The organism is Erwinia rhapontici (genome assembly GCF_020683125.1).
GTDB lineage: Bacteria > Pseudomonadota > Gammaproteobacteria > Enterobacterales > Enterobacteriaceae > Erwinia > Erwinia rhapontici.
In genome coordinates this window covers 600,707-627,672 of record NZ_CP085627.1, presented here as the reverse complement: position 1 = coordinate 627,672, position 26,966 = coordinate 600,707, and the positions used below count along the sequence as shown (strand labels likewise).

Genomic DNA, 26,966 nt, shown 5'->3' with positions numbered 1-26,966 from the left:
AGACATGGAAAAGACATATAACCCGCAAGATATCGAGCAGCCGCTTTACGAGCACTGGGAACAACAGGGCTACTTTAAACCGCATGGCGACACCAGCCAGGAAAGCTTCTGCATCATGATCCCGCCGCCGAATGTAACCGGTAGCTTGCATATGGGTCACGCCTTCCAGCAGACCATCATGGACACCATGATCCGCTACCAGCGCATGCAGGGTAAAAACACCCTGTGGCAGGCAGGGACCGACCACGCGGGCATCGCCACGCAGATGGTGGTAGAGCGTAAGATCGCCGCGGAAGAAGGCAAAACTCGTAAAGATTACGGCCGCGATGCGTTCATCGAAAAAATCTGGCAGTGGAAAGCCGAATCCGGCGGCACCATTACCCGCCAGATGCGTCGTCTGGGCAACTCCGTGGACTGGGAGCGTGAGCGCTTCACCATGGATGAAGGCCTGTCGAATGCCGTGAAAGAGGTGTTCGTTCGCCTGCACAAAGAGAACCTGATCTACCGTGGCAAGCGCCTGGTGAACTGGGACCCTAAACTGCGCACCGCCATCTCTGACCTGGAAGTGGAAAACCGCGAGTCAAAAGGCTCCATGTGGCACATCCGCTATCCGCTGGCCGATGGGGTGAAAACCGCTGACGGTAAAGATTATCTGGTGGTCGCCACCACGCGCCCGGAAACCGTACTCGGTGATACCGGCGTGGCGGTCAATCCTGAAGATCCACGTTATAAAGATCTGATCGGTAAGTTCCTCGTGCTGCCGCTGGTCGGTCGCCGTATTCCGATCGTCGGTGATGAACACGCTGACATGGAGAAAGGCACCGGCTGCGTGAAGATCACCCCGGCGCACGACTTCAACGACTACGAAGTGGGACGTCGCCACAAGCTGCCGATGATCAACATCCTGACCTTCGATGGCGACATCCGTGAAACAGCCCAGGTGTATGACACCAACGGCGAAGAGTCTGATGCCTGCGATCCGACCATTCCGGCTGAATTCCAGAAGCTTGAGCGCTTTGCGGCGCGTAAAGCGATCGTGGCAGCGATTGATGCTCTCGGCCTGCTGGATGAGATCAAACCCCACGACCTGACCGTGCCTTATGGCGATCGCGGCGGTGTGGTGATCGAGCCCATGCTGACCGATCAGTGGTACGTGCGCACGGCCCCGCTGGCGAAAGTGGCGGTAGAAGCGGTGGAACAGGGAGAGATCCAGTTCGTACCGAAGCAGTATGAAAACATGTACTTCTCGTGGATGCGTGATATCCAGGACTGGTGCATCTCGCGTCAGCTGTGGTGGGGTCACCGTATCCCGGCCTGGTATGATGCCGAAGGGAATGTCTACGTGGCGCGCAGCGAAGAAGAAGTGCGCGCCGAGAACAATCTGGGTGCCGATGTGGTGCTGACCCAGGACGAAGACGTGCTGGATACCTGGTTCTCTTCCGGGCTGTGGACCTTCTCCACCCTGGGCTGGCCGGAGAACACCGAAGCACTGCGCACCTTCCACCCGACCAGCGTGCTGGTCAGCGGCTTCGACATCATTTTCTTCTGGATTGCCCGCATGATCATGCTGACCATGCACTTCATCAAAGATGAAGACGGCAAACCGCAGGTGCCGTTCAAAACCGTGTACATGACAGGTCTGATCCGTGACGACGAAGGGCAGAAAATGTCCAAGTCCAAAGGCAACGTGATCGACCCTCTGGATATGGTTGACGGTATCTCGCTGGAAGATCTGCTGGAGAAACGCACCGGCAACATGATGCAGCCGCAGCTGGCGGAGAAAATCCGTAAGCGCACCGAGAAGCAGTTCCCGAACGGTATTGAGCCGCACGGCACCGATGCCCTGCGCTTCACCCTGGCGGCGCTGGCCTCAACCGGCCGCGACATCAACTGGGATATGAAGCGCCTGGAAGGTTACCGCAACTTCTGTAACAAGCTGTGGAACGCCAGCCGCTTTGTGCTGATGAATACCGAAGAGCATGACTGCGGCTTCAACGGCGGCGAGCTGGAACTGTCGCTGGCGGACCGCTGGATCCTCGCGGAATTCAACGAAACGGTGAAAGCCTATCGTGCAGCGCTGGACAGCTATCGCTTCGATATCGCCGCTAACATTCTGTATGAGTTCACCTGGAACCAGTTCTGCGACTGGTATCTGGAGCTGGCTAAGCCCGTGATGAACGGCGGTTCTGAGGCTCAGCTGCGCGGTACGCGCAACACGCTGGTCACGGTACTGGAAGCCCTGCTGCGTCTGGCGCATCCGATTATTCCGTTTATCACTGAAACCATCTGGCAGCAGGTGAAAGTGCTGAAAAACATCAGTGACGACACCATCATGCTGCAACCGATGCCGGCATTCAGCGAAAGCCGTGTTGATGTGGCAGCGATGACCGACACCGAGTGGATGAAGCAGGCGATCGTCGCGGTGCGTAACATTCGCAACGAGATGAATATCTCCCCATCCAAACCGCTGGATGTGCTGCTGCGTGGCGCCAGTGCCGATGTGGTGCGTCGTGTTAACGACAACCATAACTTCCTCAAAACCCTGGCGCGTCTTGAAACGCTTGAGCTGCTGCCAGCGGGCGAGAAAGGCCCGGTTTCCGTCACCAAACTGGTTGACGGTGCTGAGCTGCTGATCCCGATGGCTGACCTGGTGGATAAAGCGGCGGAGCTGGAGCGTCTGGTGAAGGAAGTGGCTAAGCTGGAGGTGGAGATGGAAAAAATCACCGCTAAGCTGGGCAATGAAGGGTTTGTGGCGCGCGCACCGGAAGCCGTCGTGGCGAAAGAGCGTGAACGTCTGGCGGACTTTGAGCAGGCGAAGATCAAACTGATTGAGCAGCAAGCGGTGATTGCCGCGCTGTAATGGTGAAGGGAGGGGCATGCCCCTCCCCTACAATATCAATCCCTGTGGGGCGGCATGCCCTGCCCTACAATATCAATCCCTGTGGGGGCGGCGTGCCCCTCCCCTACACTATCAATCCCTGTGGGGCGCCGTGCCCTGCCCTACAACATCAATCACTGTGGGGGCGGCATGCCCCTCCCCTACAATACCGTTACCCGTAGGGGCCAGGCATGCCTGGCCCTTTTTTATTGCGTGCCTCGCCCTTTCTGACAGATTTACTCCGCCGCCTGAATGGCTTTGATGCGCGCAGGCATATCCGGATGGGTACTCATCCATTCCGGCAGATTAATCCCACTGCTCTCCTTCTCTGCGGACTGTTCAAGCTGCCGGTAGATCTCAGACATCGCTGCCAGAGAACGCCCCTGCGCCTTCATCTGCACAATCGCGTACTCATCGGCCTCACGCTCCATGCTGCGTGAGAACTGAAGCTGATCAATAAACGCCGCCGACTGTAACAGCGTGTCACCAATCCCGCTGACATCGCCGGTCAGCCAGAGATAGCTCAGCGACACCAGCGACGAACGCACCAGCATACGCATCACATGACGATGCTGATGGTGCCCCATCTCATGCAGCATCACCGCGACAATCGCATCGTCACTTTTCGCCATGCGCACCAGGTCATCGCTGACGATCAGCGTACCGTCTGCCAGCATAAAGGCGTTCGGCCCCCCGGCGAAATGCATGATCTTCAGCCGCAGCGGCGTCGGGTCATCTTTCATCTCTGCCGGAATACTGTCACGGAACAGCCGGTTGATACGCTGCTGTTGCTCTTCCGTCAGGCGTCCAACGCTGAAGCCGGTATGCTGTAGCAGAGTGAAGGTTTGCTGGCCGACCTGGCGCTCAACGTACGCGGGAATATGCTGCGCCAGCACACGGCTGGTCACGGGCAGGATCACCCAGATGTAGAACGCAATGGCGGCCAGTGTGGCCAGCAAAGTAACAACGACACCCCGGCGATGCTGTTCCAGCCGGTGAACGAGGCCTGGACGACGACGACGCTGCCACCACTCGCGGAACGCCGCATCATCATCCGGGACAAAGCGCCCGCCGTCCGGGAAGGAGATCGTCAGCGGGATGGTCCCGAGCGCGTCAGAGACCGTCACATCGTTCAACATCAGGAGCTGCCGGTGCGTGCCCTGATCCAGCGTCACATGCTGTTCCGCTAATGTGAGACGGGCAGCCTCGCGAGCTGCCCGTCCAGGGTACTGATAAAAACCGTTCAGCTGCAAGGTCAGATGCCAGCGTTCAGATCGAATGCGGAAACAATTTCTTCTGCTACGGCGGTGCCGGCAGTGTCATGGTGCGCCTGCACGTCCAGCAGAGAGATATCGCCTTCCAGCGCCGTGCTGTTCGCCATATAGCGTGCCAGACGAACTTCAGCAATTGGCGTCCCCAGACCCAGGGTGAAAATCACAATCAGGGTATTGGTCAGCGTCAGGCCTAAGAATGATCCTGTAGACATAGTTGACTTAAGGCGGAGTTTTTCACCTAATTGAGCCTGGCCAAACACGTAATTACGCTGCGCCACCACTAAATAAGCAGAAGAAACTAAACCACCAAAAAGTAATATTGCGAAGGTCAGGAAGATATTAAACAGCTGACCATTCATCTGGCTGCCCAGAATTTCAGGATCGGTGATGCCCATTGCCATGGCATAGAAAATCGAGACAAACAGAGAACCAATCAACATTCCCGCGATGATCAGGAATGGCAGCATAATCAGGAAACTGATTAACACCATTTTGATGAACGCTTTTTTGCTCAGTTCGGCTTTAAATGGCAGCGAACCGTAGGACATGTTGTTGATATACAGATCGTGGTTCAGTGCAGCAACGGTGCCCTGCACTGCCGCCAGACCAGCCAGGAACAGCACAAATGCCAGGATGCCAACGGTCAGAGCAGCGCTGATGCTGCCACTGTTCGCGGCTAACATACCGATCACACCAACGACCAGATAGAGCGCCAGCACCAGCAATACCGGGCACAGGAACATGGTCCAGTAAGCACGGCCCACGCGGCAAAGGTAGTTAAAACGCACACCACGGAAGCTGCTCATCAGCGCGTTGTAACGCCAACTGCGGATGACAATCCACGGTATTAACGCGAAGAACGCCAGCGCGAATACCAGTGAGATTCCCGGCATGGCTGAAGAGAGGATAAAGAACAGCACCAGGCCCACGAAGACAATAATACGGCCTTTCAGGATATCAATGGGACGAGCGTGGTAATCAAAGCGATCGCCCGCAATTTCGGTATTGCCATAGAAATAGCGACGGCGACGGACGGTGGCCCAGGCAGAATAAATACCCAATGTGATCATGGTCAGCAGTGCATTGACCAGCCAGATAGAGAAATATTCACCAGAACGACCGTGAAACAGCACCGCATGACGCTGCTGATTCGAGGTATTGTTTTCCATTTGTTTTTCTTCCTGAAATAGAAATAGACTGCTGGGAAGCAGAAAATAAAAGCGTAATAAATAGCCGCGCTATTTAAGCATGGCATTGGAAACCCGACAATAAATAATTATCATTTAGATAACATACTCAGACACGTTAACCCCTGATGCACAGACATTGCATCCGCACGCTGGCAGTGTTATTACACTACCTGCAACCGACAGACCATGAGCGAAATGTATGACAACCGCAATTCAGACAACCCTGCGCGTGCGCCCGATCGTTCCCGCTGACAACCCGCATATTGCTGCGGTGATCCGCACCGTATCGGCAGAATTTGGCCTGACGGCAGATAAAGGCTATACCGTTTCGGACCCTAATCTTGACCATCTCTATGAAGTCTATAGTGAAGAGAACTGTGCTTTCTGGGTGGTCGAAGTGGAAGGAAAGGTGGTGGGTGGCGGTGGCATCGCGCCACTGGCGAGCAGCGATGCGGATGTCTGTGAACTGCAGAAAATGTATTTTATGCCGTCGGTGCGTGGCCTCGGGCTGGCACGCCGTCTGGCCATTCAGGCGATGGACTATGCCCGCCAGCAGGGCTTTAAACGTTGCTATCTGGAAACTACCGCGTCACTGACGCGCGCCATTCGCCTGTATGAACATCTCGGTTTTGAGCATATCGATGGCCCGATGGGCTCCACCGGTCATGTGGATTGCGAAGTGACGATGCTGAAAACCCTTTAACCGCGGCGGACGGCCCCGGCAGGGGCCGATCGTGTGTTCCAATCGGCCCTTTTATCCGCTCGCCTCTCAGGCGAAGTTCGGAACGCCACTGTGAAAACGCAGCTGGTTGTCCGGTTCCATGATCAGACGCGCTTCCGTTTCCCCGATTTTACGCACCCGCACGCTGATATCCGTCGGTGAGATCAGTGCAGCCAGCGCCAGGTAATCCTGATAGTGTCGCGCCTCTGAGCGCAGCAGCGAAATATAAAACCCCGCCAGTTCATCATCAAGATACGGTGCCAGACTGGCAAAACGCTCGCAGGATCGCGCTTCGATATAGGCTCCGCAGATCAGTTTATCCACCAGCGTTTGTGGTTCATGCGTGATGATCTCGCGGATTAACCCTTTGGCATAGCGGCTGGCGGTGATGCGCATATAGGGAATACCACGCGCCTGCATAATCTCCAGCACCTGATAGAAATGGTGCAGCTCTTCTTTGATCAGCAGCACCATCTTATCCACCAGTTCATCGCCATAAGGCACCTCTTCACGGCTGATAATGGTTTTTGACAGACCTTTATGCTGTTCGAGGAAGGCAAGATCGGCCTGATCGTTGTGAACAAACTGTTCCCAGGGTTTCAGCCACGCCAGCAGGGCATCGCCGCTGGCTTTGTCCGCAACATATTTACGGATCAGCCACATGGCGGTCTGGGCTGCTTTCAGCTCACATACCAGATGGTCGGTCAGTAACAGAGGAAGATGTTGCGGCTGACGGGCTTCGTCAATCCAGGCTTGAGGCGTACGGCAGTGCAGGAAATCGAGGACAGGGGCCAGCAGGTGTTCGGTATTCATTTGCTCAACGTCATGAAATGGCCGGGCATGCCCGGCCAGAATTTACAGGGGAGAATCAGTGGCGGATGCCGTTATCTTCGCCGTCGATGGCTTCGTCATCTTCATCGCCTTCGTCGTCATCCTGCGCGTCCGGATCTTCGAAGTAGGTGCCCCAGCCGTCGTAGTCAACGTTGAACTTGCCCGCCACATCGATCAGCTGCTCAACCTGCGCGTCGATCAGTTCAGCGTTCAGCGCGCCTTCGCTGAGAATATCGCAGCACATCACTTTGGTGCCATCTTCCAGATCCAGCTCTTCCGGCTCAGTGACTTCGTAACCCAGCTTAAAAGCTTCCACGGCCGCTTTCTCCAGCGCATCGAAGCTGTCGCAAGAGAAATGATGCTCAATGGTGTACAGCGCGTCCGGGTCACTGCCATCATCCAGCAGTTCTTCAATAATCAGCCGCGTTTCTTCACGCTGCTCTTCCAACAATGCTTCATTAGCCATGATCGCTTCCTCATTAAGGCGTTATTTCGCGTATTTTCCCACAGTGCCCTCTGCGCCACTACCTTTAAAAGCAAGTTTCTGCTCTTCGGGGTTGAAAGTGAATATTAATACGGTTAAATTGAATTTTAATTCATTAAAGATCATCCCGGAGTGCTTTATGAGTCAGTTATATCAACGTCACTTCCTCAGGCTGCTCGATTTCACCCCCGCTGAAATCAACGGCTTACTGGCGCTGGCGTCCACGTTGAAAACCGATAAAAAAAATGGCGAAGAAATTCAGCATCTGAAAGGTAAAAATATCGCGCTCATCTTCGAAAAAGACTCGACCCGCACCCGATGCTCTTTCGAAGTTGCCGCATACGATCAGGGCGCGAACGTCACCTGGATTGGCCCGAGCGGCAGCCAGATCGGCCATAAAGAGTCGATGAAAGACACCGCCCGCGTGCTGGGCCGGATGTACCACGGTATTCAATATCGCGGCCACGGCCAGGTGCTGGTGGAATCCCTGGCCGAACACGCTGGCGTGCCGGTGTGGAACGGGCTGACCAACGAGTTTCATCCCACCCAACTGCTGGCGGACCTGCTCACCATGCAGGAACACCTGCCGGAGAAAGCCTTCAGTCAGATGACGCTGACCTACGTCGGCGATACCCATAATAATATGGGCAATACTCTGCTGGAGGCGGCGGCGCTGACAGGCCTGGATCTGCGCCTGGTGGCACCGAAAAGCTGCTGGCCGGATGCGGGGCTGGTTGCTGAATGCCGCAGCGTGGCAGAAAAAACCGGCGGAAAAATCACCCTGACAGAAGATATTGCGCAAGGCGTGCTGGGCGCGGACTTCATTTACACCGACGTCTGGGTATCCATGGGTGAGCCGAAAGAGGTATGGCACGAACGTATTGCCCTGCTGCGCCCTTATCAGGTGAACATGGCGATGCTTGAGGCGACCGGGAACCCGCAGGTGAAGTTCCTGCACTGCCTGCCTGCGTTCCACGATGACCAGACCACGCTGGGCCAGCAGATGGCGCAGCAGTACGATCTGCACGGCGGCATGGAAGTCACCGATGAGGTGTTTGAATCATCGCACAGCGTGGTGTTTGACCAGGCGGAAAACCGTCTGCACACCATCAAAGCGGTGATGGTGGCCACGCTGGCACAGCTGGGGTAACTCACCCCAGGCAAACGATTACGTTACGCGTTTTTCGCTTGCTGCAAACGGATGAATGCGTATAATGCACCCCGTTTGCCGGGAGGATGCATGAAACTAAATTGCGTTAATCAAGCCGTACTGAATCGCCTTTCTACAGGCGGGCAGCACCGTTTTTCCTCCCGTTGCATGACCGATCATCAAGAAAAGCCCCTCATTGAGGGGCTTTTTTTTGCCCGCATTTTAATGCAAAAACGTTGCGCTATAGCACTCATGAGGCAGCCGACACCGCTGCATCATGAATGATAACGGCAAAAGGAGTGGAAATGGCTAACCCCCTATATCACAAACACATTATTTCAATTAACGATCTCAACCGTGAAGAGCTGGAGCTGGTATTGCGTACCGCGGCCAGCCTGAAGGCGAACCCACAGCCTGAGCTGCTGAAGCACAACGTGATTGCCAGCTGCTTCTTTGAAGCGTCCACCCGCACCCGCCTCTCGTTTGAAACGGCGATGCATCGTCTTGGCGCGTCCGTGGTCGGGTTTGCCGATGGCAGCAACACCTCGCTGGGCAAGAAAGGGGAAACCCTCGCCGATACCATCTCCGTGATTGGCACCTATGTGGATGCGATTGTCATGCGTCATCCGCAGGAAGGCGCCGCGCGTCTGGCAACCGAGTTTTCCGGCGGCGTGCCGATCCTGAACGCGGGCGATGGCGCCAATCAGCATCCGACTCAGACGCTGCTCGATCTGTTTACCTTGCAGGAAACGCAGGGCCGTCTGAATAACCTCAGCGTGGCGATGGTCGGTGATTTGAAATATGGCCGCACCGTACATTCACTGACCCAGGCGCTGGCGAAGTTTGAAGGCAATCGTTTTTACTTTATTGCGCCTGATGCACTGGCGATGCCGGCTTACATCACCGATATGCTCGACGAAAAAGGCATTGTCTGGACACGTCATGACAGCATTGAAGAAGTGGTGCCGCAGGTGGACATTCTGTATATGACCCGCGTACAGAAAGAGCGTCTTGATCCGTCGGAATACGCTAACGTCAAAGCCCAGTTTATTCTGCGCGCCAGCGATCTGGTGGGCGCACGCGAGAATATGAAAGTTCTGCACCCGCTGCCGCGTATTGACGAAATCGACACGGATCTCGATCACACGCCGCACGCCTGGTATTTCCAGCAGGCAGGTAACGGTATCTACGCACGCCAGGCACTTCTGGCGCTGGTACTGAACAGCGAACCGGTTCTTTAAGGGGATAAGCACATGACACACGATAATAAATTACAGGTTGAAGCGATTAAACGCGGCACGGTGATCGACCATATCCCGGCTCAGATTGGCTTTAAGCTGCTCTCCCTGTTCCGCCTGACGGAAACCGACCAGCGCATTACCATTGGCCTGAATCTGCCCTCGGGTGAGCTGGGCCGCAAAGACCTGATCAAGATTGAGAACACCTTCCTGACCGACGATCAGATCAACCAGCTGGCGGTGTATGCACCGCACGCAACGGTGAACCGCATTGATGATTACAACGTGGTGGCGAAGAGCTCCCCGACGTTGCCAGACCGGATTGAACGCGTGCTGACCTGCCCGAACAGCAACTGCATCAGCCGTTCTGAACCGGTGCATTCCAGCTTCGCGGTGAAACAGCGCCAGGATGAGCTGCACCTGAAATGTAAATACTGCGAGAAAGAGTTCGCGCACCATGTGGTGATGGCAAACGGTTAATGCCGTTGCATTTGGTCCGTTGCGTGGGCAGGATGTGACACGCGCCGGGTCAAACAGAGAGGCGAGGCATGCCTCGCCCCTACGGGGTATCACCGTTACTGTCGGGCCTCGCCCCTACGGGGTATCTCCGTTGCTGTCGGGCCTCGCCACTACGGGGTATCACCGTTGCTGTCGGGCCTCGCCCCTACGGGGTATCTCCGTTGCTGTCGGGCCTCGCCACTACGGGGTATCACCGTTGCTGTCGGGCCTCGCCCCTACGGGGGTATCACCGTTGCTGTCGGGCCTCGCTCTTACGGGGTATCACCGTTGCTGTCGGGCCTCGCTCTTACGGAATATCACTGTACCTGTAGGGGCCGGGCATGCCCGGCCCGGGCAAAAATGATACGCTGTACCCCTATCCTCACCATCGCACACATTCAGGAGAAACTATGTCACGCGAAATCAGTACGGAAAACGCCCCCGCCGCTATCGGCCCTTATGTTCAGGGTGTGGATCTCGGCAGCATGATCTTCACGTCAGGCCAAATCCCGGTCGATCCGAAAACCGGTGCTGTGGCGGACGATATTGCCGCTCAGGCACGCCAGTCGCTGGAAAATGTGAAAGCGATTGTTGAGGCCGCGGGTTTGAAAGTGGGTGATATCGTTAAAACCACCGTGTTCGTGAAAGATCTGAATGACTTCGCCACGGTGAACGCCACCTACGAAGCCTTCTTCACTGAGCACCAGGCCAGCTTCCCGGCACGTTCGTGTGTGGAAGTGGCGCGTCTGCCAAAAGATGTGAACATCGAAATCGAAGCGATCGCTGTACGTCGTTAAGCGAGCGTCGTGAATCGTTGTACGGGTCGATCAACGATCGACCCGCCGTTATTTCCCGTTGCGCAATAATTTCTCCACCGGATACACCAGCGCAATCACCACTTCATCCTGGCTGAGCGCTGCCTGATCCAGCCGCTGATGCATCTTCGCCACTTCACGAGCGCCAAAAGTTTGTTCCTTTTCCATGGCATCCAGCAGTGACAGCCCCATCTGACTGATCTCTGCCACCTGCCCTGCCACCGGCAGCAGCGGCCGTAGCTGCGGGTTCTGCGCCAGCACCGGCTCTACCAGCGGAATATTGTGCTGCCACTGCAGAAGCTGACGGCGGATCGCCTGCGCCGCCTGTCGGTCACCCCGATTGGCGATCAGCGCGTCCACCTGCTGATCCAGCTCACGCACTTTGTTGCTTTCAGATGGCAGTACATCGGCCAGCCGGTTCAACGGTTCAGCCTGCGTGTAATGCCCGGCCTGGTATTTCAGATGCTGTCGGGTATAGAACTGCGCAGGCTCCAGCGCTTCAGCGAAGATTTGCAGCGGCACCGTGTCACTACTGTTGGCCAGACGCATCATCTGCAACTGCGTCTCCGCGTGCTGTTGCAGACCCACCGACACGGCGGACCAGCTATCAACCGCTGCCAGGCGCTGATACATATTCTTCTCATCCGTCACATCAGAGGCCGACCACAGCCGCTCTGCCACCACAAATGCCCGGGGCCACAAACGGACGTCAATCACGTTCTCATCGACGATTTCGCTCCACAGCGCCGCTTCCCCGCCCAGCAGGTTATTTCGCAACTGGGCATCATCCGGCAGTACCGGTTTTATACCCTGCGGAGGCTGCGGCAGCCTGCTGCCCACCGTGGGATAGCGCACGTTACCGATGCGCCAGTAGCCGCTCATGTTGTCGCCCGCCAGGGTGAGCACCGGACGAAGCTCGCCCATCCAGCTGTCGACACGGAAGGTAAACTGGGTGGGCGACAGCCAGCGGATCTCCCGCACCATACGCCGCGAGCGCCCTTCGAAATCAATAAATCCGCGCCATCCACCAACGGCATCAATCAGCGTAAAGCTGCCTGTAAGCGGCTTACCCTTAAGACGTGGCAGCGTAAATTGCCAGCTCTGTGCTGTTTCGCCCTCTTTGATCCGATCGGCATCGTTCAGTCCCTGCGGCCAGACTTCATTGCGATAATGGAACGCCGCAGGCTGGGCCTGATCGAGATAGAAGCCGGTAGAAAGGATGCCGCGATAGTTGTTTTTTGCCACTTCACCCAGCGCATCCGGTCCGCGCCAGGATTGGATCAGAATGCTGCGCGGCAGATCGGGATGATAGATTTCATCCCAGCCGATCATCTGTCGCTGGTGTTTTTCCAGGATCTTCTCCACCCGTTGATTGAAATATGCCTGCAGTGCGTGGCTGTCTTTCAACCCTTTCTGCTGCATAAACTGAGCGATAGCCTCAGAGTTATCCCACTGGCTGGGATCCACTTCATCGCCACCAATATGCAGATAAGGATCGGGGAAGATGGCGGCCACCTCGCCCACCAGCGTATCAATAAACTGATAAACCTGTTCGCGGGACGGATCGAGCAGCGGTTTAAAGACGCCCCAGCCACGTTCCATTTGATAAGGCCCCGGTGCCGCGATCAGTTCAGGCATCGCCACCGCCAGTGCCGAAGCGTGCCCCGGAAAGTCAATTTCCGGCACCACACGCACGCCACGATGGGCGGCATAGCTGACGATATCGCGCATCTGCTGCGGGCTGTACCACAGTCCGTCGCTGGCTTTTTCCTGCAACTGTGGGAAATGACTGGAACCAAAACGCCAGCCCTGGTCGTCGGTCAGGTGCCAGTGGAAGACGTTCATACGCGCAGCGGCGATGCCATCAATCTGGCGTTTCAGCGTCTCAATGGGCATAAAGTGGCGGGCAGAATCAATCAGGATCCCGCGCCACGGAAAGCGCGGGTGGTCATTAATCGTCACCAGGGGCACCGTGCTGTTATGCACCAGCTGCAGCAGCGTTTCCATGCCGCGCATCGCGCCAAAACGGGTGGCTGCATCCAGTGTGATGCCGTCGGCGCTGACCACCAGCCGGTAGCTCTCATCGCTGTCCGGTTGAGGAATAGCGGCAACCTGTCGGGCGATACGGATCTGTAATGACGTGGCACTGGCGGAAATCGGCAGATCAGGGTTACCGGTCTGACGCGCCAGGCGTTGCTGCCAGCGCGGGATTGCCTCGTGCAGGTTATCGCCCTTAACCTGGATCGCCAGCGGCATGGTCAGGGCCAGATTTCCCCTACCCTCTGGCTGCTCTACCTGCTGCGGCCAGGGCATCAGCGGGAGTTTCCCTGCCGGGTCGGCAGCCACAGTGAATGGCAGAAACAGGGAACAGGCAAGCAACAGCGGGCGCAGTGACCATGGCATATCAGGGCATCCTTTTTTTGTGATGACCTCATAAAACATAATTCGCGTGTTACATCAAGTTACATCTCACGAAACGAATTCCATAAGGCGCAGGCGCCGTTAACGTTTTGATGCTATCCGGGCGGTGATGTCAGGAGAACAGTGCCGCCAGATCGTCCTGACTGAAACTGGAGGGTTCACTCAGTTCGTCGTCGAGGATCTCTCCGGCCAGCTCGGCTTTTTGCTGCTGCATCGCGACGATCTTCTCTTCGATGGTATCGGCCGCGATCAGCTTATACACAAAGACCGGTTTATCCTGCCCGAGGCGATAAGCGCGATCGGTGGCCTGATTTTCAGCAGCCGGGTTCCACCAGGGATCGTAGTGGATCACCGTGTCGGCCGCCGTCAGGTTCAGCCCAACTCCGCCCGCTTTCAGGCTGATCAGAAACACCGGGACTTCGCCCTGCTGAAAACGCCGTACCGGCTCAGTGCGATCGCGGGTGCTGCCCGTCAGGATGACATAAGGAATGCGCGCTTTCTGTAACTCTTCAGCGATGATGCCCAGCATGGTGGTGAACTGCGAGAAGATCAGGATGCGCCGATCTTCTGCCAGCAGGTCATGCAGCATCTCGCGCAGCAGCGCCAGCTTGGCAGAGTGTTTCACCCGCTCGGCGCGCGGATCGGACATCAGACGCGGATCGCAGCAGATTTGGCGCAGTTTTAGCAGGGCATCCAGCACCAGCAGATGGCTGCGTCCCGGCCCCTGCTGCTGCATCGCTAACTGTACGCGGTCCTGCATGGCGGCACGCACCTGGTCATACAGTTCTCGTTGCGCACCGTCCAGCGGCACGCTGCGCACAATGGTATTTTTCGGCGGCAGCTCTTTGGCGACCTCCTGTTTACGGCGGCGCAGCATAAACGGCCGTACGCGCTTCGCCAGCAGCTCACGCCTGACTTTATCGCCATTGCGTTCTACCGGAATACGCCAGTTCTGGGTGAAGTCGCGTTCGCTCCCAAGGAAGCCCGGCAGCAGGAAATCAAACTGCGACCACAGCTCCCCGAGGTGATTTTCCAGCGGGGTTCCGGTCAGGCAGAGACGATGCCGCGTCTTCAGGGTGCGGATTACCGAGGCGGCGCGTGAGGCGCTGTTCTTCACATACTGCGCTTCATCGAGGATCAGCAAATGATAATAGTGCGCCACCAGCTGCGGCTGATCGCGCCACAGCAGTGAATAGGTGGTGATGACCACGTCGTACTGTTCCATCTGATCGTAAAAGTCTTTGCGCTGCGGCCCGGTCAGCGCCAGTACTCGCAGATCGGGGGCAAAGCGCCGTGCTTCACAGCACCAGTTATGGACCAGCGTGGTCGGCACCACGATCAGTGCAGGACGATCGAGGCGCCCGGCTTCTTTTTCCAGCAGCAGGTGGGCCAGCGTCTGAATCGTTTTCCCTAGCCCCATATCATCGGCCAGTATGCCCGCCAGCTGATGCTGACGCAGGAACTGCATCCAGTTCACGCCCTGCTGCTGATAATCGCGCAGGGTGGCCTGCAAGCCAACAGGCGGGGCAATGGCCTGTACACCGCTGTGCCCGTTCAATCGCTCTGCCAGCTGATGGACCGCGTTGTCACCGTCAAATATCCAGCGATTACGATCGCCGGACTCGCTGAGACGCCCGATATCCCAGGCGGCCAGTCGCAGCGGTTGATGCGCGCCAAACAGATCAATCAGATTGCCCACCAGCGGCTTTAGCTGACCCGCGCGAAACAGCAATCGCTGATTCTTATCGTCACGCATCTCAATCTGTTCGTCATCATCAATCAGACGCAGATTGCCGGACATCCAGCGGCGGTCACGCTCAAACAGCTTCGCCAGCAGCGGCTCCAGGCGCACGCGTCGGCGGCCAATTTTCATCGCCAGCTCAAGATCGAACCAGCCGTCCTCGCCCTGTACTGCGCGCCCTTCAATCGCATCAACGTCCGAGACGTTCCAGGTGAAATCATCATCCATGCTGATGCGCCAGCCGCGTTTGCGCAGCGCCGGCAGGCCTTTTTTAATGAAATCACGCCACTGCGGCGGCGATGCCGGGGCGAAGATCGCCGGGGGCAACGGAGCTGGCGTATAAATATGCCCGGCGGGGATGGCATTCAGCCCGACCGTGTCGATCTGCGCCAGCCAGGACTGCTCCTCTTCCGTATGGCGCTGAACGTGGTAGCGCAGACCATTCCTGTCGGTAAAGTTCTCCGCCCGGCTTCCTGCATCAACGTTCACGCCTGCGTAGTCAAAGCTGACGGAGGCAAAATCGAGGCGCTTCTGGCGATGACCATAATGACCATAGCCGCTGATAAATTTGGCACGTGATTGCAGTTGCAGCACCGGGACAGGCACTGCCTCAATGGTTTTGAGGACCACTGCCGCTGTTGGCTGGCGGGGTTGCAGGTTCGCCAGCATCAGCGCCGCGACATGCTTACAGTTATTTTTTACAGCACAGCTGCACTCCCCGCTGGCCAGCAACCTGCCCTGGGGACGACTGAAATGCACGATCACGCTGAAAGGTTCCGCTTTACGTCCCGGCACCTCGCCGGTCAGCAAATTATTTTGCCACTGGATATTCTGTACGCTGGCGACCAGATCGCGCGCCCGGGCCACGGTACGTGCACCGAGCCAGCGAATGACCTGTTTTTCGTTATAAGCGACAGACGACATCAGACAGTATCCCTGAGAGACCAGAGCAAAATGGATTTCGCTCTATGGCAACCGGCAATAGTAGTGATTCCTTTGGGTTGAATGCAACCGCCACAGCACACCTTGATGGCAAAAAATAGCGTATAACCACACAAAACCTTAACCGACGTTGACCATCGCTTATCTTTGCTGCGCTGCTGTCAGATCTTTGCCTCAGGTCAATAAAACGGCGTTTAAATCTGATCGCAACACTATATATAGCGTTTACTATAGCCATCAAAACCCACATATAGATTTTCTTCATTCAGGAGAGCAGCGGTGGCAACTCAGGTAATCAAGCGGGACGGCTGTCAGGTCGCCTTCGATCCAGCGCGTATTGAGGCGGCAATCCGTGCCGCGGCACAGGCTGCGAAAATTGACGATGACGACTACTGCGCTACCGCCGCCAGCCAGATTAGCGCTCAGCTCACCGCCCGCCCGAGCGTGGATATCGCAGAGGTTCAGCGCGCGGTTGAGAACCAACTGATGGCAGGCCGTTACCCGCAGCTGGCACGCAGCTATATTGAATACCGCCACGATCGCGACGTAGCACGCGAGCTGCGCGGTCGGTTGAACCATGAAATTCGCGGTCTGATTGAACAGAGCAACCCGGCACTGCTGAATGAAAATGCCAACAAAGATAGCAAAGTGATCCCGACCCAGCGCGATCTGCTGGCCGGCATCGTCGCTAAACACTATGCCCGTCAGCATATGCTGCCGCGCGATGTGGTCAGTGCGCATGAACGCGGTGAGATCCACTATCACGACCTCGACTATTCGCCGTTCTTCCCGATGTTTAACTGTATGCTGATTGACCTGCGCGGCATGCTGACCCATGGCTTCAAAATGGGGAATGCCGAGATCGAACCGCCAAAGTCGATCTCCACCGCGACCGCCGTTACCGCACAGATTATCGCCCAGGTAGCCAGCCATATTTACGGCGGCACCACCATTAACCGCATTGATGAGGTGCTGGCCCCGTTTGTGGAAGCCAGCCTGGTGAAACATCGTGCCACTGCGCAGCAATGGCAGGTGGCGGATGTCGAAGCGTATGCCCAAATGCGCACCGAGAAAGAGTGCTACGACGCGTTCCAGTCACTGGAATATGAAGTGAATACACTGCATACCGCTAACGGCCAGACGCCGTTTGTCACCTTTGGGTTTGGCCTTGGCACCAGCTGGGCGGCGCGCCTGGTCCAGCAGTCGATTCTGCGGAACCGCATTGCCGGACTGGGGAAAAATCATAAAACGGCGGTGTTCCCGAAACTGGTTTTTGCTATCAAAGCCGGGCTAAATCAGGCCGCTGGCGAGCCCAACTACGATATCAAACAGCTGGCGCTGGAGTGCGCCAGCAAACGCATGTATCCGGATATTCTCAACTACGATCAGGTGGTCAAGGTCACAGGATCGTTTAAAACCCCTATGGGCTGCCGCAGCTTCCTGGGCGTGTATGAAGAGAACGGCGAGCCGATCCACGATGGCCGTAACAATATCGGCGTGATCAGCCTTAACCTGCCGCGTATTGCGCTGGAGGCACAGGGTGATGAGAGCCGCTTCTGGACGCTGCTCGACCAGCGTCTGTTGCTGGCGAAGAAAGCCCTGATGACACGCATCGCCCGGCTGGAAAATGTGAAGGCCCGCGTGGCCCCCATCCTCTATATGGAGGGTGCGTGCGGAGTGCGCCTGAAAGCCAATGATCCGGTGGCACCTATCTTCCGTCACGGCAGAGCCTCCATTTCTCTGGGCTATATTGGCATTCATGAAACGCTGAATGCCCTGAGCGGCGGCAGTGTACATCCTTATGATGATGCGCAACTGCGCGCCAAAGGGCTGGAGATTGTTGCCCGACTGCGCGCCGCCGTCGAGGCATGGAAAGAGGAAACGGACTACGGCTTTAGTCTGTACAGTACGCCCAGTGAGAACCTGTGTGACCGTTTCTGTCGCCTCGATGCTGCCGAGTTCGGCGTGGTGCCGGGCGTCACCGATAAGGGCTACTACACCAACAGCTTCCACCTCGACGTGGAGAAGAAGGTCAATCCGTACGATAAAATCGACTTCGAAGCCGGTTATCCACCGTTAGCGAACGGCGGTTTTATCTGTTACGGCGAATACCCTAACATTCAGCACAACCTTAAGGCGCTGGAAGACGTCTGGGATTACAGCTACAGCCGGGTGCCTTACTACGGCACCAATACGCCTATCGACGAGTGCTATGAGTGCGGTTTTACCGGCGAGTTTGAGTGCACCAGTAAAGGCTTTACCTGCCCGAAATGCGGTAACCATGACAGCACCCGCGTCTCGGTGACGCGGCGGGTGTGCGGCTATCTCGGCAGTCCTGATGCCCGTCCGTTTAACGCCGGGAAGCAGGAGGAGGTTAAACGTCGGGTGAAGCACCTGGGTAACGGTCAGCTGGGGTGAACATCCATCAGTACTACCCGGTGGATATCGTTAACGGTCCCGGCACGCGCTGCACGCTGTTTGTCTCCGGCTGCGTGCATGAATGCCCCGGTTGTTATAACAAAAGCACCTGGCGGCTGAACTCCGGGTTGCCGTTCACCCTTCAAATGGAAGAGCAGCTGATTGCCGACCTCAACGATACACGTATTCCGCGCCAGGGGTTGTCGCTGTCAGGCGGCGATCCGCTGCATCCGGCCAATCTGGCGGATGTCGGACGGCTGTTGCGGCGAGTGCAGCGTGAGTGTGCTGGCAAAGATATCTGGATGTGGACAGGTTACCGCCTGGAGGAACTGAGCACAGAGCAGCAGCAGGTGGTCACCAGCGTGAATGTGCTGATCGACGGGAAGTTTATTCAGGCACTCAAAGACCCGGCGCTGCTGTGGCGCGGCAGCAGCAACCAGGTGATCCATAATTTACGTTGAGATCAGTAGGTCATGCAGGCGGCGTTCAATATCCCCACGCCGGTAGACACCCCACCGAGGAACAGCCCCGCAGACAGGTGATTATCCTCAATGCGGCGGCTGATATCCGACATAAACAGGCGCACTGCGGTAAATACCAGCAGCTGCACAACCAGCGCCACTGCACCCCAGACCAGATAATCCAGCAGGTTAACGGAGTTAATGGCCACGCTGGCCAGCGGAATAATGTAACCCAGCAGTGCCCCGATGAACCCTGAAGTCGCCGCCAGATTATTCTCTTTAATCAGACGCCATTCGTTGTGCGGTGTAATGCGGGTATAGATAAACAGAAAGATCAGTACCAGCGCGCCGCTGGTTAAAAAATAAGAAGCAAAAGCGAGTAAGGAATGCAGCGTGGCCATGACATCGTCCTGAAAAGTGGGAGCTTAATGGGGAATTATCATAGGGTGCGGTATACATAAACACCAGCGACCTGCGTCTTCTTTACCTTTGTGTGCCCTATGTTCCCTTCTAAAATCATCCACCTGTGCCCCTTGCTGTGCCACTGAATTTGCTTTTCAGCACCAGTGAACCACACTTACTGCGCATTTAAATGAAACTCACAGGAGGAAATATGAGCAAGAAAATTGCGGTGCTGATTACCGATGAATTTGAAGACTCAGAATTTACTTCTCCCGCAGAGGCGTATAAAAAAGCCGGCCACCAGGTCATTACCATTGACAGTGAAGCGGGTAAAACTATTACTGGTAAGCAGGGTAAAGCCAGCCTGAAGGTCGATAAAAATATCGATGATGTCCATCCGGCCGAGTTTGATGCGCTACTGCTGCCCGGCGGCCACTCCCCGGACACGCTGCGCGGCGATGACCGTTTTGTCGCCTTCACCAAAGCCTTTGTTGCACTGGGCAAACCTGTCTTCGCTATCTGTCACGGGCAACAGCTGCTGATCAGTGCCAATGCCGTACGCGGTCGCAAAATGACCACGGTGAAACCGGTGGTGATTGATTTGAAAAATGCCGGTGCTGATTTCTACGATGAAGAGGTCGTGGTCGATAACGACAGGCTGGTCACCAGCCGCACGCCGGACGATCTCCCCGCTTTTAACCGCGAATCGCTGCGTATTCTTAACGCCGCATGATGCTTCGGGCCAGCTCCGGCTGGCCCTTGCTGCCCCCTGCCTCTCCCTCTCTGCCAACATATACGCTAAAGTAGCCGTACTGTTTTTTATCTGAGAAACCCTATGAGCGCGGCTGCACCCGGGGACTGGCGACTGTATATTCTGCGAACCGCTAAAGGAATGCTGTACACCGGCATCACCAATGACGTGGCCAGGCGTTTTGCCCAGCACCAGAGTGGTAAAGGCGCAAAAGCATTGCGCGGTAAAGGACCGCTGGTGTTGGTATTTCACTGTGAGGCAGGGGATCGTTCGCTGGCGTCGAAGCTGGAATATCAGGTTAAGCAACTGAAAAAACCACAGAAGATCAGGCTGGTAGAACACCAGCCTGTATCACTTGTTCAATGGCTTGCTGCGCTCAGAAGCGATTAAAGGGCGCGGAGAACTCGATGCGGCCTTCAACGCCATCAAAGGCGTCATCCGCCAGCTTGTACACCTGAAACGCCGCTTCAGTGCCTTCCCAGCGGCAGTGCAGCTGGTGGCGTGCAGCCGGTTCAAAGCCATAAGGACCGTAGAAAGCGGGATCGCCCAACACCACAACGGCGGCATAGCCAAACTCATTCAACGTATCCAGCCCTTCGTAAATCAACTGTTTACCCACGCCCTGCCTGCGAACGCTTTCATCAACCGCCAGCGGCGCTAATCCTACCCACTGCCGATCTTCATCGTTGAGCGTGACCGGGCTGAAGGCCGCATAGCCCAGCACCTGGCCATCGTCATCTGTTGCAACGACACCGAGGGTTAATAGCCCATCTTCCCGCAGTTGCTGCACCAGTTCCGCTTCCGCAGAGGTTGGGAAGCTACGGCGCAGCAGGCTGTCGATGCTCGCCGCATCGATGCCAATTTCTGAACGAATTAACATGTGGCACCTGCGCGATCCGCCGGGGGAATCGCGTCCTCTTTCATTCCGGCCTCAATAAAATCAGCCAGTTGCATAAGCCCGATGCGTAGCGGCGCTGGCATGGCGTCCAGATCTATCGCATCCATCATATTTTTGACTTCCAGGCCCAGTTCCGTATCACCTTCAATCAGTAAACGGCGCTGGAAAAACAGAGTGTCCGGATCCTGCCTGCGGGCAGCGATCAGCGCCAGGTCATTGGCATTGCCGCGAAACCAGACATCAGCCTCCTCACGTTCAGCGACCCGAAGCTGCCCCTGTTCCAGCGTGACTGACCAACGGAGTTCAAGGTCCTTGACCTCAATCCCCAGCCAGCGCCCTTCAAGGAAGTCCAGCTCGCCTTCCGCCAGCGCCTGCTGAAACTGCCAGCGTAACAGTGCCTGTAATAGCGGCTTCTTCACTGCAAACGGGGTAAACCGCAGTGGGAAACGCAGTAATTGCGGCCCGTGACGGACACAGTGGCTGCGTAGCGGGTTCAACACCATTATCACTCCTTACGAATAAATTTCAGCTATTTTGCCACAGCAGCAAAAAGCGTCTGACGGCTGGATCAACAAAGTGTGCGAACTCTATGAGTTTTATCAGGGTACACGAACACCATCAATACGCCATTAGCTGCCTTAAATCAAAATTTGTCTCGGCCTTCCTCACTAAACTCTTCAACTCTTCTGATTAGTTGGATCGCTTCTTATGGAACTTCTCTGCCCGGCCGGAAATCTTCCGGCACTGAAGGCCGCCATCGAAAATGGTGCCGACGCGGTGTATATCGGCCTGAAAGATGAGACCAATGCCCGCCATTTTGCGGGATTGAATTTCACCGATAAACGCCTGCAGGAAGCCGCAAACTACGTGCATCAGCGTAAACGTAAACTCCATGTGGCCATTAACACCTTTGCCCATCCCGATGGCTACCAACGCTGGCAGCGTGCGGTGGATATGGCCGCAGATGCGGGTGCTGATGCCTTAATCCTGGCAGATATTGCCATGCTGGCGTATGCCGCAGATAAATATCCTCATATTGAACGCCATGTTTCGGTACAGGCGTCTGCCACAAATGCCGCTGCCGTACGCTTTTATCAGCGTAACTTTGATGTTGCACGCGTGGTATTGCCACGAGTGCTATCGATGCACCAGGTGCGCCAACTGGCGCGTGACACTACCGTTCCACTCGAGGTGTTCGCGTTTGGTAGCTTGTGCATTATGGCGGAAGGACGTTGTTATCTTTCGTCTTACCTGACCGGCGAGTCGCCCAATACCGTCGGTGCCTGTTCCCCCGCGCGCTTCGTTCGCTGGCAGCAAACCCAGGCAGGCCTGGAATCCCGTCTGAACGAAGTGCTGATTGATCGTTATGACAACGGAGAAAATGCCGGTTACCCCACGCTGTGCAAGGGTCGCTATAAGGTAGATGAGGCGCGCTATCATGCGCTGGAAGAACCCACCAGCCTGAACACGCTGGCACTCTTACCTGAGCTGATGGCAGCCAATATTGTCTCCGTCAAAATTGAGGGACGTCAGCGTAGCCCGGCCTATGTTGAACAGGTGGCGCGTATCTGGCGCCAGGCCATCGATCGCTGTAAAGCTGACCCGCAAAATTTCACCGCACAGCCGCAATGGATGGCGGCGCTGAGTGCGCTGAGTGAAGGCACTCAGACAACGCTCGGTGCTTATCACCGCCAGTGGCAGTAGGAGATATCATGAAATACTCACTGGGTCCGGTACTGTGGTACTGGCCAAAAGAAACGCTGAATGCCTTTTATCAGGCTGCCGCCAGCAGTCAGGCTGACGTCATCTACCTCGGCGAATCTGTTTGCAGCAAACGCCGTGCAACGAAAACCGCTGACTGGTTGAGTATGGCGAAGTCGCTGGCCTCCGCCGGTAAACAGGTCGTTCTGAGCACTCTGGCACTGGTGCAATCCCCTTCTGAACTGACGGAACTGAAGCGCTATGTCGATAACGGCGAGTTTCTCATTGAAGCTAATGATGTGGGTGCGGTGACGCTGGCAAATGAAGCGGGCGTGCCTTTTGTCGCCGGACCTGCGCTAAATGTGTATAACGCCGTTACGCTGCAACTGCTGCTGAAAATGGGTATGACCCGCTGGTGTATGCCGGTGGAACTGTCGCGCGACTGGCTGGTGCAATTACTGAAGCAGTGTGATGAGCTGGGCATTCGCCAGCAGTTTGAGGTCGAGGTGTTGAGTTACGGTTATCTGCCGCTGGCGTACTCTGCCCGTTGCTTTACTGCCCGCTCTGAAAATCGCAGCAAAGATGAATGCCAGACCTGCTGCATTGACTACCCGCAGGGGCGACGTGTTCGCACTCAGGAAGACCAGCAGGTGTTCGTCCTGAACGGGATCCAGACCATGAGCGGCAATTGCTATAACCTCGGCAATGACCTGATCTCAATGCAGGGGCTGGTCGACATTGTGCGTCTTTCGCCGCAGGATGCAGAAACGTTATCGATGGTGGATCGGTTCCGCGCAAACGAAACAGGCCATCAGCCACTGATGATGGCACGCAGCAATGAGTGTAATGGCTACTGGCGCCGCGTTGCAGGGCTTGAGCTGGTCAGCTAAATAGCTGTTTCATTCTGGCAGATGATGGATAATACTTTGATTGGCTAGCAGCCTAACTATCCGCAGGCACTATTGTTTCGTCTGTTCTGTGCGCACTTTATTTCTTGAGTGCTGCAAACGGACAATAACAGGGACAACAGATCCCGTAGCCTGTCGTTTTTGCACATGGCGCAGTGTCGGCCGTTAGACAAAGTGAGCAACTATGCCTGATAAAAAAAATGTTCCTCTTTCCGTACTGGATCTTGCCCCTATCCCACAGGGGGCATCCGCACGCGATGCTTTTCATTCATCACTCTCTCTGGCACAGCAGTCAGAAAAACTTGGCTTTCATCGTTACTGGCTGGCCGAACACCATAATATGACCGGGATCGCCAGTGCAGCGACGTCGGTGCTGATAGGTTATCTGGCGGCAAATACGCAGACGCTGCGTTTAGGCTCTGGTGGTGTCATGCTGCCAAATCATGCACCGCTGGTGATTGCAGAACAGTTTGGTACGCTGGAGTCACTTTATCCTGGCCGTATCGATCTTGGTCTGGGGCGTGCGCCGGGTTCTGACCAGCGTACAATGCTGGCACTGCGCCGCCATATGGCGGGTCACGTCGATAACTTCCCCGCCGACGTAGCGGAGTTGATCCGCTGGTTTGATCATTCCGGTGACGAGATGCCGATTGTCCAGCCCGTTCCGGGAACCGGGCTGAAAATTCCCGTCTGGCTGCTCGGATCCAGCCTTTACAGTGCTCAACTGGCAGCACAGATGGGCTTGCCGTTTGCTTTCGCCTCCCATTTTGCCCCGGAAATGCTGTTACAGGCGCTGGATCTGTATCGTGACAACTTTAAGCCGTCAGCGCGGCTGGAGAAGCCGTACGCGATGGTGTGCGTTAACGTTGTCGCCGCCGACAGCGAACGTGATGCCCGCTTCCTGTTTACCTCCATGCAACAGCAGTTTATTAACCTGCGTCGTGGCAAGCCAGGCCCACTGCCAGCACCGGTGGAAAATATGGATAATTTGTGGTCACCGTCCGAGCAGTACGGCGTGCAGCAGGCGCTGAATATGTCGGTGGTCGGCGATAAAGAGAAGGTGCGTCAGGGGCTGGCCGCATTGATGCGCGAAACGCAGGCGGATGAGGTGATGGTTAACGGCCAGATCTTTGATCCCCAGGCTCGCCTCTACTCCTTCGAGCTGGCGATGCAGGCACGTAACGCCTTGTAGATTCTGAGGGCGAGGCGTGCCTCGCCACTACATGATCAGAGATGGATGGCACAAATCGCAGATATAAAAAAACCAGCCCGAAGGCTGGTTTTTTATTGGGCATCAGTGATTACGCATCACGACGACGGGTAGGTGCTGCGCCGCCTTCAGTGCGTGGACCACGGCTGGTGCCACCTGGACGACGTTCGCCGCCACGGTCATTGCTGAAACGACGACCGCCTTCAGCACCACCGCGTGGAGCGCCGCCTTCACGACCTGCGCCAGAGCCGAAGCCACCACGTGCAGGGCCGCCTGGACGACGTTCGCCGCCACGGTCATTGCTGCGTGGCTGTGCATCACCAATCAGCTGCATATTCATGGGTTTGTTCAGAATACGCGTACGAGTGAAGTGTGACAGAACTTCGCCCGGCATGCCTTTTGGCAGTTCGATAGTAGAGTGAGTACCGAACAGCTTGATGTTACCGATGTAACGGCTGCTGATATCGCCTTCGTTAGCGATAGCGCCAACGATGTGACGAACTTCAACACCATCATCACGGCCCACTTCAATGCGGTACACTTCCATATCGCCAACATCACGACGTTCACGACGCGGCGCATCACCACGTGCTTCACCACTGCGAGCTTCGCGTGGTTCACGTGGACCACGGTCCGGACGGTCACCACGGCGATTGTCACGGCTGTCATCACGGTCACGGAACTGGCTGCGTGGACGCTGTGGTGCATCAGCTGGAACGATCAGTGGACGTTCGCCCTGAGCCATTTTCAGCAGTGCGGCGGCCAGTGTTTCGATATCCAGCTCTTCTTCTGGCTGCATTTTAGCCAGCAGAGCACGGTACTGCTCCAGATCGCTGCTTTCCAGCTGCTGCTGAACTTTAGCAGCAAACTTAGCCAGACGACGTTCACCCAGCAGTTCTGCATTTGGCAGTTCTACTTCTGGAATAGTCAGCTTCATGGTGCGTTCGATGTTACGCAGCAGGCGACGCTCACGGTTCTCAACGAACAGCAGAGCACGACCCGCACGACCCGCACGACCGGTACGGCCGATACGGTGAACGTAAGATTCTGCGTCCATCGGGATGTCATAGTTAACAACCAGGCTGATACGCTCAACGTCCAGACCACGGGCAGCAACGTCAGTCGCGATCAGGATGTCCAGACGACCATCTTTCAGACGCTCCAGCGTCTGCTCACGCAGTGCCTGGTTCATGTCACCATTCAGTGCAGCACTGTTGTAACCGCTACGCTCCAGCGCTTCAGCCACTTCCAGCGTAGCGCTTTTGGTACGCACGAAGATGATTGCAGCATCAAAGTCTTCAGATTCCAGGAAACGAGTCAGTGCATCAGTTTTACGGCCATAGGCAGTCCAGTAGCTCTGGCTGATATCAGGACGTGTCGTCATGCTTGACTGGATACGCACTTCCTGCGGATCTTTCATGAAGCGTTTGGTAATGCGGCGAATCGCTTCTGGCATGGTAGCAGAGAACAGAGCAGTCTGATGATTGTCTGGGATCTGAGCCATGATAGTTTCAACGTCTTCGATGAAGCCCATACGCAGCATTTCATCGGCTTCGTCCAGCACCAGACCGCGCAGGTTAGACAGGTCTAACGTGCCGCGTTTCAGGTGGTCAAGCAAACGGCCAGGTGTACCCACAACAACCTGTGGTCCCTGACGCAGAGCACGCAGCTGCACGTCGTAACGCTGGCCGCCGTAAAGGGCCACCACGTTCAGACCGCGCATGTGTTTGGCGAATTCGGTCATCGCTTCAGCAACCTGAACCGCCAGTTCGCGGGTCGGTGCCAGCACCAGAATCTGTGGCGCTTTAACGGTAGGGTCAATGTTGTGTAATAAAGGCAGCGAGAATGCTGCAGTTTTGCCACTGCCGGTCTGTGCCATACCCAGAACATCACGGCCAGCCAGCAGATGAGGAATACACTCAAGCTGGATTGGAGATGGCTTAACGTAGCCCATGCCGGTCAGTGATTCGAGGAGGTCGGCGTTCAGGCCAAGGTCAGCAAAAGTAGTTTGGATATCAGTCATGTAGTACACGT

23 protein-coding genes are annotated in these 26,966 nt (G+C 56.1%); 13 read left to right on the top strand and 10 right to left on the bottom strand.

The window, feature by feature from the left end:
- Nucleotides 1-4: 4 nt before the first annotated feature.
- Entirely contained in the window at nucleotides 5-2,860 is a 2,856-nt protein-coding gene (locus LJN55_RS02870) for a valine--tRNA ligase (protein ID WP_227535626.1), read from the top strand.
- A gap of 254 nt (nucleotides 2,861-3,114) precedes the next feature.
- On the opposite strand, the gene LJN55_RS02865 is transcribed toward LJN55_RS02870, so the two are convergent.
- Nucleotides 3,115-4,131, bottom strand: coding sequence for a M48 family metallopeptidase (locus LJN55_RS02865; protein WP_227535625.1), 1,017 nt, complete (start codon nucleotides 4,129-4,131; stop codon nucleotides 3,115-3,117).
- A gap of 2 nt (nucleotides 4,132-4,133) precedes the next feature.
- Nucleotides 4,134-5,321 (bottom strand): YjgN family protein, encoded by a 1,188-nt coding sequence (locus LJN55_RS02860; protein ID WP_227535624.1) that lies wholly within the window; start codon nucleotides 5,319-5,321, stop codon nucleotides 4,134-4,136.
- Nucleotides 5,322-5,541: 220 nt separating this feature from the next.
- Here LJN55_RS02860 and LJN55_RS02855 point away from each other — a divergent pair, with 220 nt between their 5' ends.
- Nucleotides 5,542-6,045 carry a GNAT family N-acetyltransferase gene (locus LJN55_RS02855; protein WP_133843989.1) on the top strand — a complete coding sequence of 168 codons (504 nt, stop codon included), beginning with the start codon at nucleotides 5,542-5,544 and terminating at the stop codon, nucleotides 6,043-6,045.
- A gap of 66 nt (nucleotides 6,046-6,111) precedes the next feature.
- Here the strand turns inward: LJN55_RS02855 and miaE are convergent, their stop codons facing one another.
- Nucleotides 6,112-6,876 (bottom strand): tRNA isopentenyl-2-thiomethyl-A-37 hydroxylase MiaE, encoded by a 765-nt coding sequence (gene miaE, locus LJN55_RS02850; RefSeq protein ID WP_133843991.1) that lies wholly within the window; start codon nucleotides 6,874-6,876, stop codon nucleotides 6,112-6,114.
- Between the two features lie 55 nt (nucleotides 6,877-6,931).
- Nucleotides 6,932-7,360 (bottom strand): ribonuclease E inhibitor RraB, encoded by a 429-nt coding sequence (rraB, locus tag LJN55_RS02845; protein WP_133843993.1) that lies wholly within the window; start codon nucleotides 7,358-7,360, stop codon nucleotides 6,932-6,934.
- Between the two features lie 157 nt (nucleotides 7,361-7,517).
- Between rraB and argF the strand changes: the two genes are divergently transcribed.
- From argF to ridA, 4 genes are all read left to right on the top strand, one after another.
- A complete protein-coding gene (gene argF / locus LJN55_RS02840; RefSeq protein ID WP_133843995.1) occupies nucleotides 7,518-8,528 on the top strand; it encodes an ornithine carbamoyltransferase in 1,011 nt (336 codons plus the stop codon).
- A 305-nt stretch (nucleotides 8,529-8,833) separates the two neighbouring features.
- Nucleotides 8,834-9,769, top strand: a complete 936-nt coding sequence (pyrB, locus tag LJN55_RS02835; protein ID WP_227535623.1) for an aspartate carbamoyltransferase — start codon at nucleotides 8,834-8,836, stop codon at nucleotides 9,767-9,769.
- 12 nt (nucleotides 9,770-9,781) lie between these two features.
- Nucleotides 9,782-10,246, top strand: a complete 465-nt coding sequence (gene pyrI / locus LJN55_RS02830; protein ID WP_133844002.1) for an aspartate carbamoyltransferase regulatory subunit — start codon at nucleotides 9,782-9,784, stop codon at nucleotides 10,244-10,246.
- A 428-nt stretch (nucleotides 10,247-10,674) separates the two neighbouring features.
- Nucleotides 10,675-11,061, top strand: coding sequence for a 2-iminobutanoate/2-iminopropanoate deaminase (gene ridA / locus LJN55_RS02825; RefSeq protein WP_133844004.1), 387 nt, complete (start codon nucleotides 10,675-10,677; stop codon nucleotides 11,059-11,061).
- A gap of 48 nt (nucleotides 11,062-11,109) precedes the next feature.
- On the opposite strand, the gene LJN55_RS02820 is transcribed toward ridA, so the two are convergent.
- Nucleotides 11,110-13,482, bottom strand: coding sequence for a beta-N-acetylhexosaminidase (locus LJN55_RS02820; RefSeq protein WP_133844006.1), 2,373 nt, complete (start codon nucleotides 13,480-13,482; stop codon nucleotides 11,110-11,112).
- Between the two features lie 130 nt (nucleotides 13,483-13,612).
- The gene (locus tag LJN55_RS02815; protein WP_227535622.1) at nucleotides 13,613-16,165 is read right to left on the bottom strand and encodes a DEAD/DEAH box helicase; all 2,553 of its coding nucleotides are present in this window, start codon (nucleotides 16,163-16,165) and stop codon (nucleotides 13,613-13,615) included.
- A gap of 297 nt (nucleotides 16,166-16,462) precedes the next feature.
- Between LJN55_RS02815 and nrdD the strand changes: the two genes are divergently transcribed.
- Both nrdD and nrdG read left to right on the top strand, forming a co-directional pair.
- Entirely contained in the window at nucleotides 16,463-18,601 is a 2,139-nt protein-coding gene (nrdD, locus tag LJN55_RS02810) for an anaerobic ribonucleoside-triphosphate reductase (RefSeq protein ID WP_227535620.1), read from the top strand.
- Nucleotides 18,598-19,062, top strand: a complete 465-nt coding sequence (nrdG, locus tag LJN55_RS02805) for an anaerobic ribonucleoside-triphosphate reductase-activating protein (RefSeq protein WP_133844012.1) — start codon at nucleotides 18,598-18,600, stop codon at nucleotides 19,060-19,062. The genes nrdD and nrdG overlap by 4 nt, the downstream gene beginning before the upstream one ends.
- 2 nt (nucleotides 19,063-19,064) lie before the next feature.
- Here the strand turns inward: nrdG and LJN55_RS02800 are convergent, their stop codons facing one another.
- Nucleotides 19,065-19,463, bottom strand: a complete 399-nt coding sequence (locus tag LJN55_RS02800; protein WP_133844014.1) for a DUF350 domain-containing protein — start codon at nucleotides 19,461-19,463, stop codon at nucleotides 19,065-19,067.
- A 212-nt stretch (nucleotides 19,464-19,675) separates the two neighbouring features.
- On the opposite strand from LJN55_RS02800, the gene LJN55_RS02795 reads away from it, so the two are divergent.
- The gene (locus tag LJN55_RS02795) at nucleotides 19,676-20,197 is read left to right on the top strand and encodes a type 1 glutamine amidotransferase domain-containing protein (protein WP_159337322.1); all 522 of its coding nucleotides are present in this window, start codon (nucleotides 19,676-19,678) and stop codon (nucleotides 20,195-20,197) included.
- Between the two features lie 102 nt (nucleotides 20,198-20,299).
- Nucleotides 20,300-20,605, top strand: a complete 306-nt coding sequence (locus LJN55_RS02790; protein WP_133844018.1) for a GIY-YIG nuclease family protein — start codon at nucleotides 20,300-20,302, stop codon at nucleotides 20,603-20,605.
- On the opposite strand, the gene LJN55_RS02785 is transcribed toward LJN55_RS02790, so the two are convergent.
- Together LJN55_RS02785 and ubiT are read right to left on the bottom strand one after the other, a co-directional pair.
- Nucleotides 20,592-21,095, bottom strand: a complete 504-nt coding sequence (locus LJN55_RS02785; RefSeq protein ID WP_159337321.1) for a GNAT family N-acetyltransferase — start codon at nucleotides 21,093-21,095, stop codon at nucleotides 20,592-20,594. The genes LJN55_RS02790 and LJN55_RS02785 overlap by 14 nt on opposite strands.
- Entirely contained in the window at nucleotides 21,089-21,613 is a 525-nt protein-coding gene (ubiT, locus tag LJN55_RS02780; protein ID WP_133844242.1) for a ubiquinone anaerobic biosynthesis accessory factor UbiT, read from the bottom strand. The genes LJN55_RS02785 and ubiT overlap by 7 nt, the downstream gene beginning before the upstream one ends.
- Nucleotides 21,614-21,821: 208 nt before the next feature.
- Between ubiT and ubiU the strand changes: the two genes are divergently transcribed.
- From ubiU to LJN55_RS02765, 3 genes are all read left to right on the top strand, one after another.
- A complete protein-coding gene (gene ubiU / locus LJN55_RS02775; RefSeq protein ID WP_133844022.1) occupies nucleotides 21,822-22,817 on the top strand; it encodes a ubiquinone anaerobic biosynthesis protein UbiU in 996 nt (331 codons plus the stop codon).
- A gap of 8 nt (nucleotides 22,818-22,825) precedes the next feature.
- A complete protein-coding gene (locus tag LJN55_RS02770; RefSeq protein WP_133844024.1) occupies nucleotides 22,826-23,704 on the top strand; it encodes a U32 family peptidase in 879 nt (292 codons plus the stop codon).
- A gap of 202 nt (nucleotides 23,705-23,906) precedes the next feature.
- Nucleotides 23,907-24,914 carry a luciferase-like monooxygenase gene (locus tag LJN55_RS02765; RefSeq protein WP_133844026.1) on the top strand — a complete coding sequence of 336 codons (1,008 nt, stop codon included), beginning with the start codon at nucleotides 23,907-23,909 and terminating at the stop codon, nucleotides 24,912-24,914.
- Between the two features lie 109 nt (nucleotides 24,915-25,023).
- Here the strand turns inward: LJN55_RS02765 and LJN55_RS02760 are convergent, their stop codons facing one another.
- Nucleotides 25,024-26,955, bottom strand: coding sequence for a DEAD/DEAH family ATP-dependent RNA helicase (locus LJN55_RS02760; RefSeq protein ID WP_133844028.1), 1,932 nt, complete (start codon nucleotides 26,953-26,955; stop codon nucleotides 25,024-25,026).
- Nucleotides 26,956-26,966: the final 11 nt, after the last annotated feature.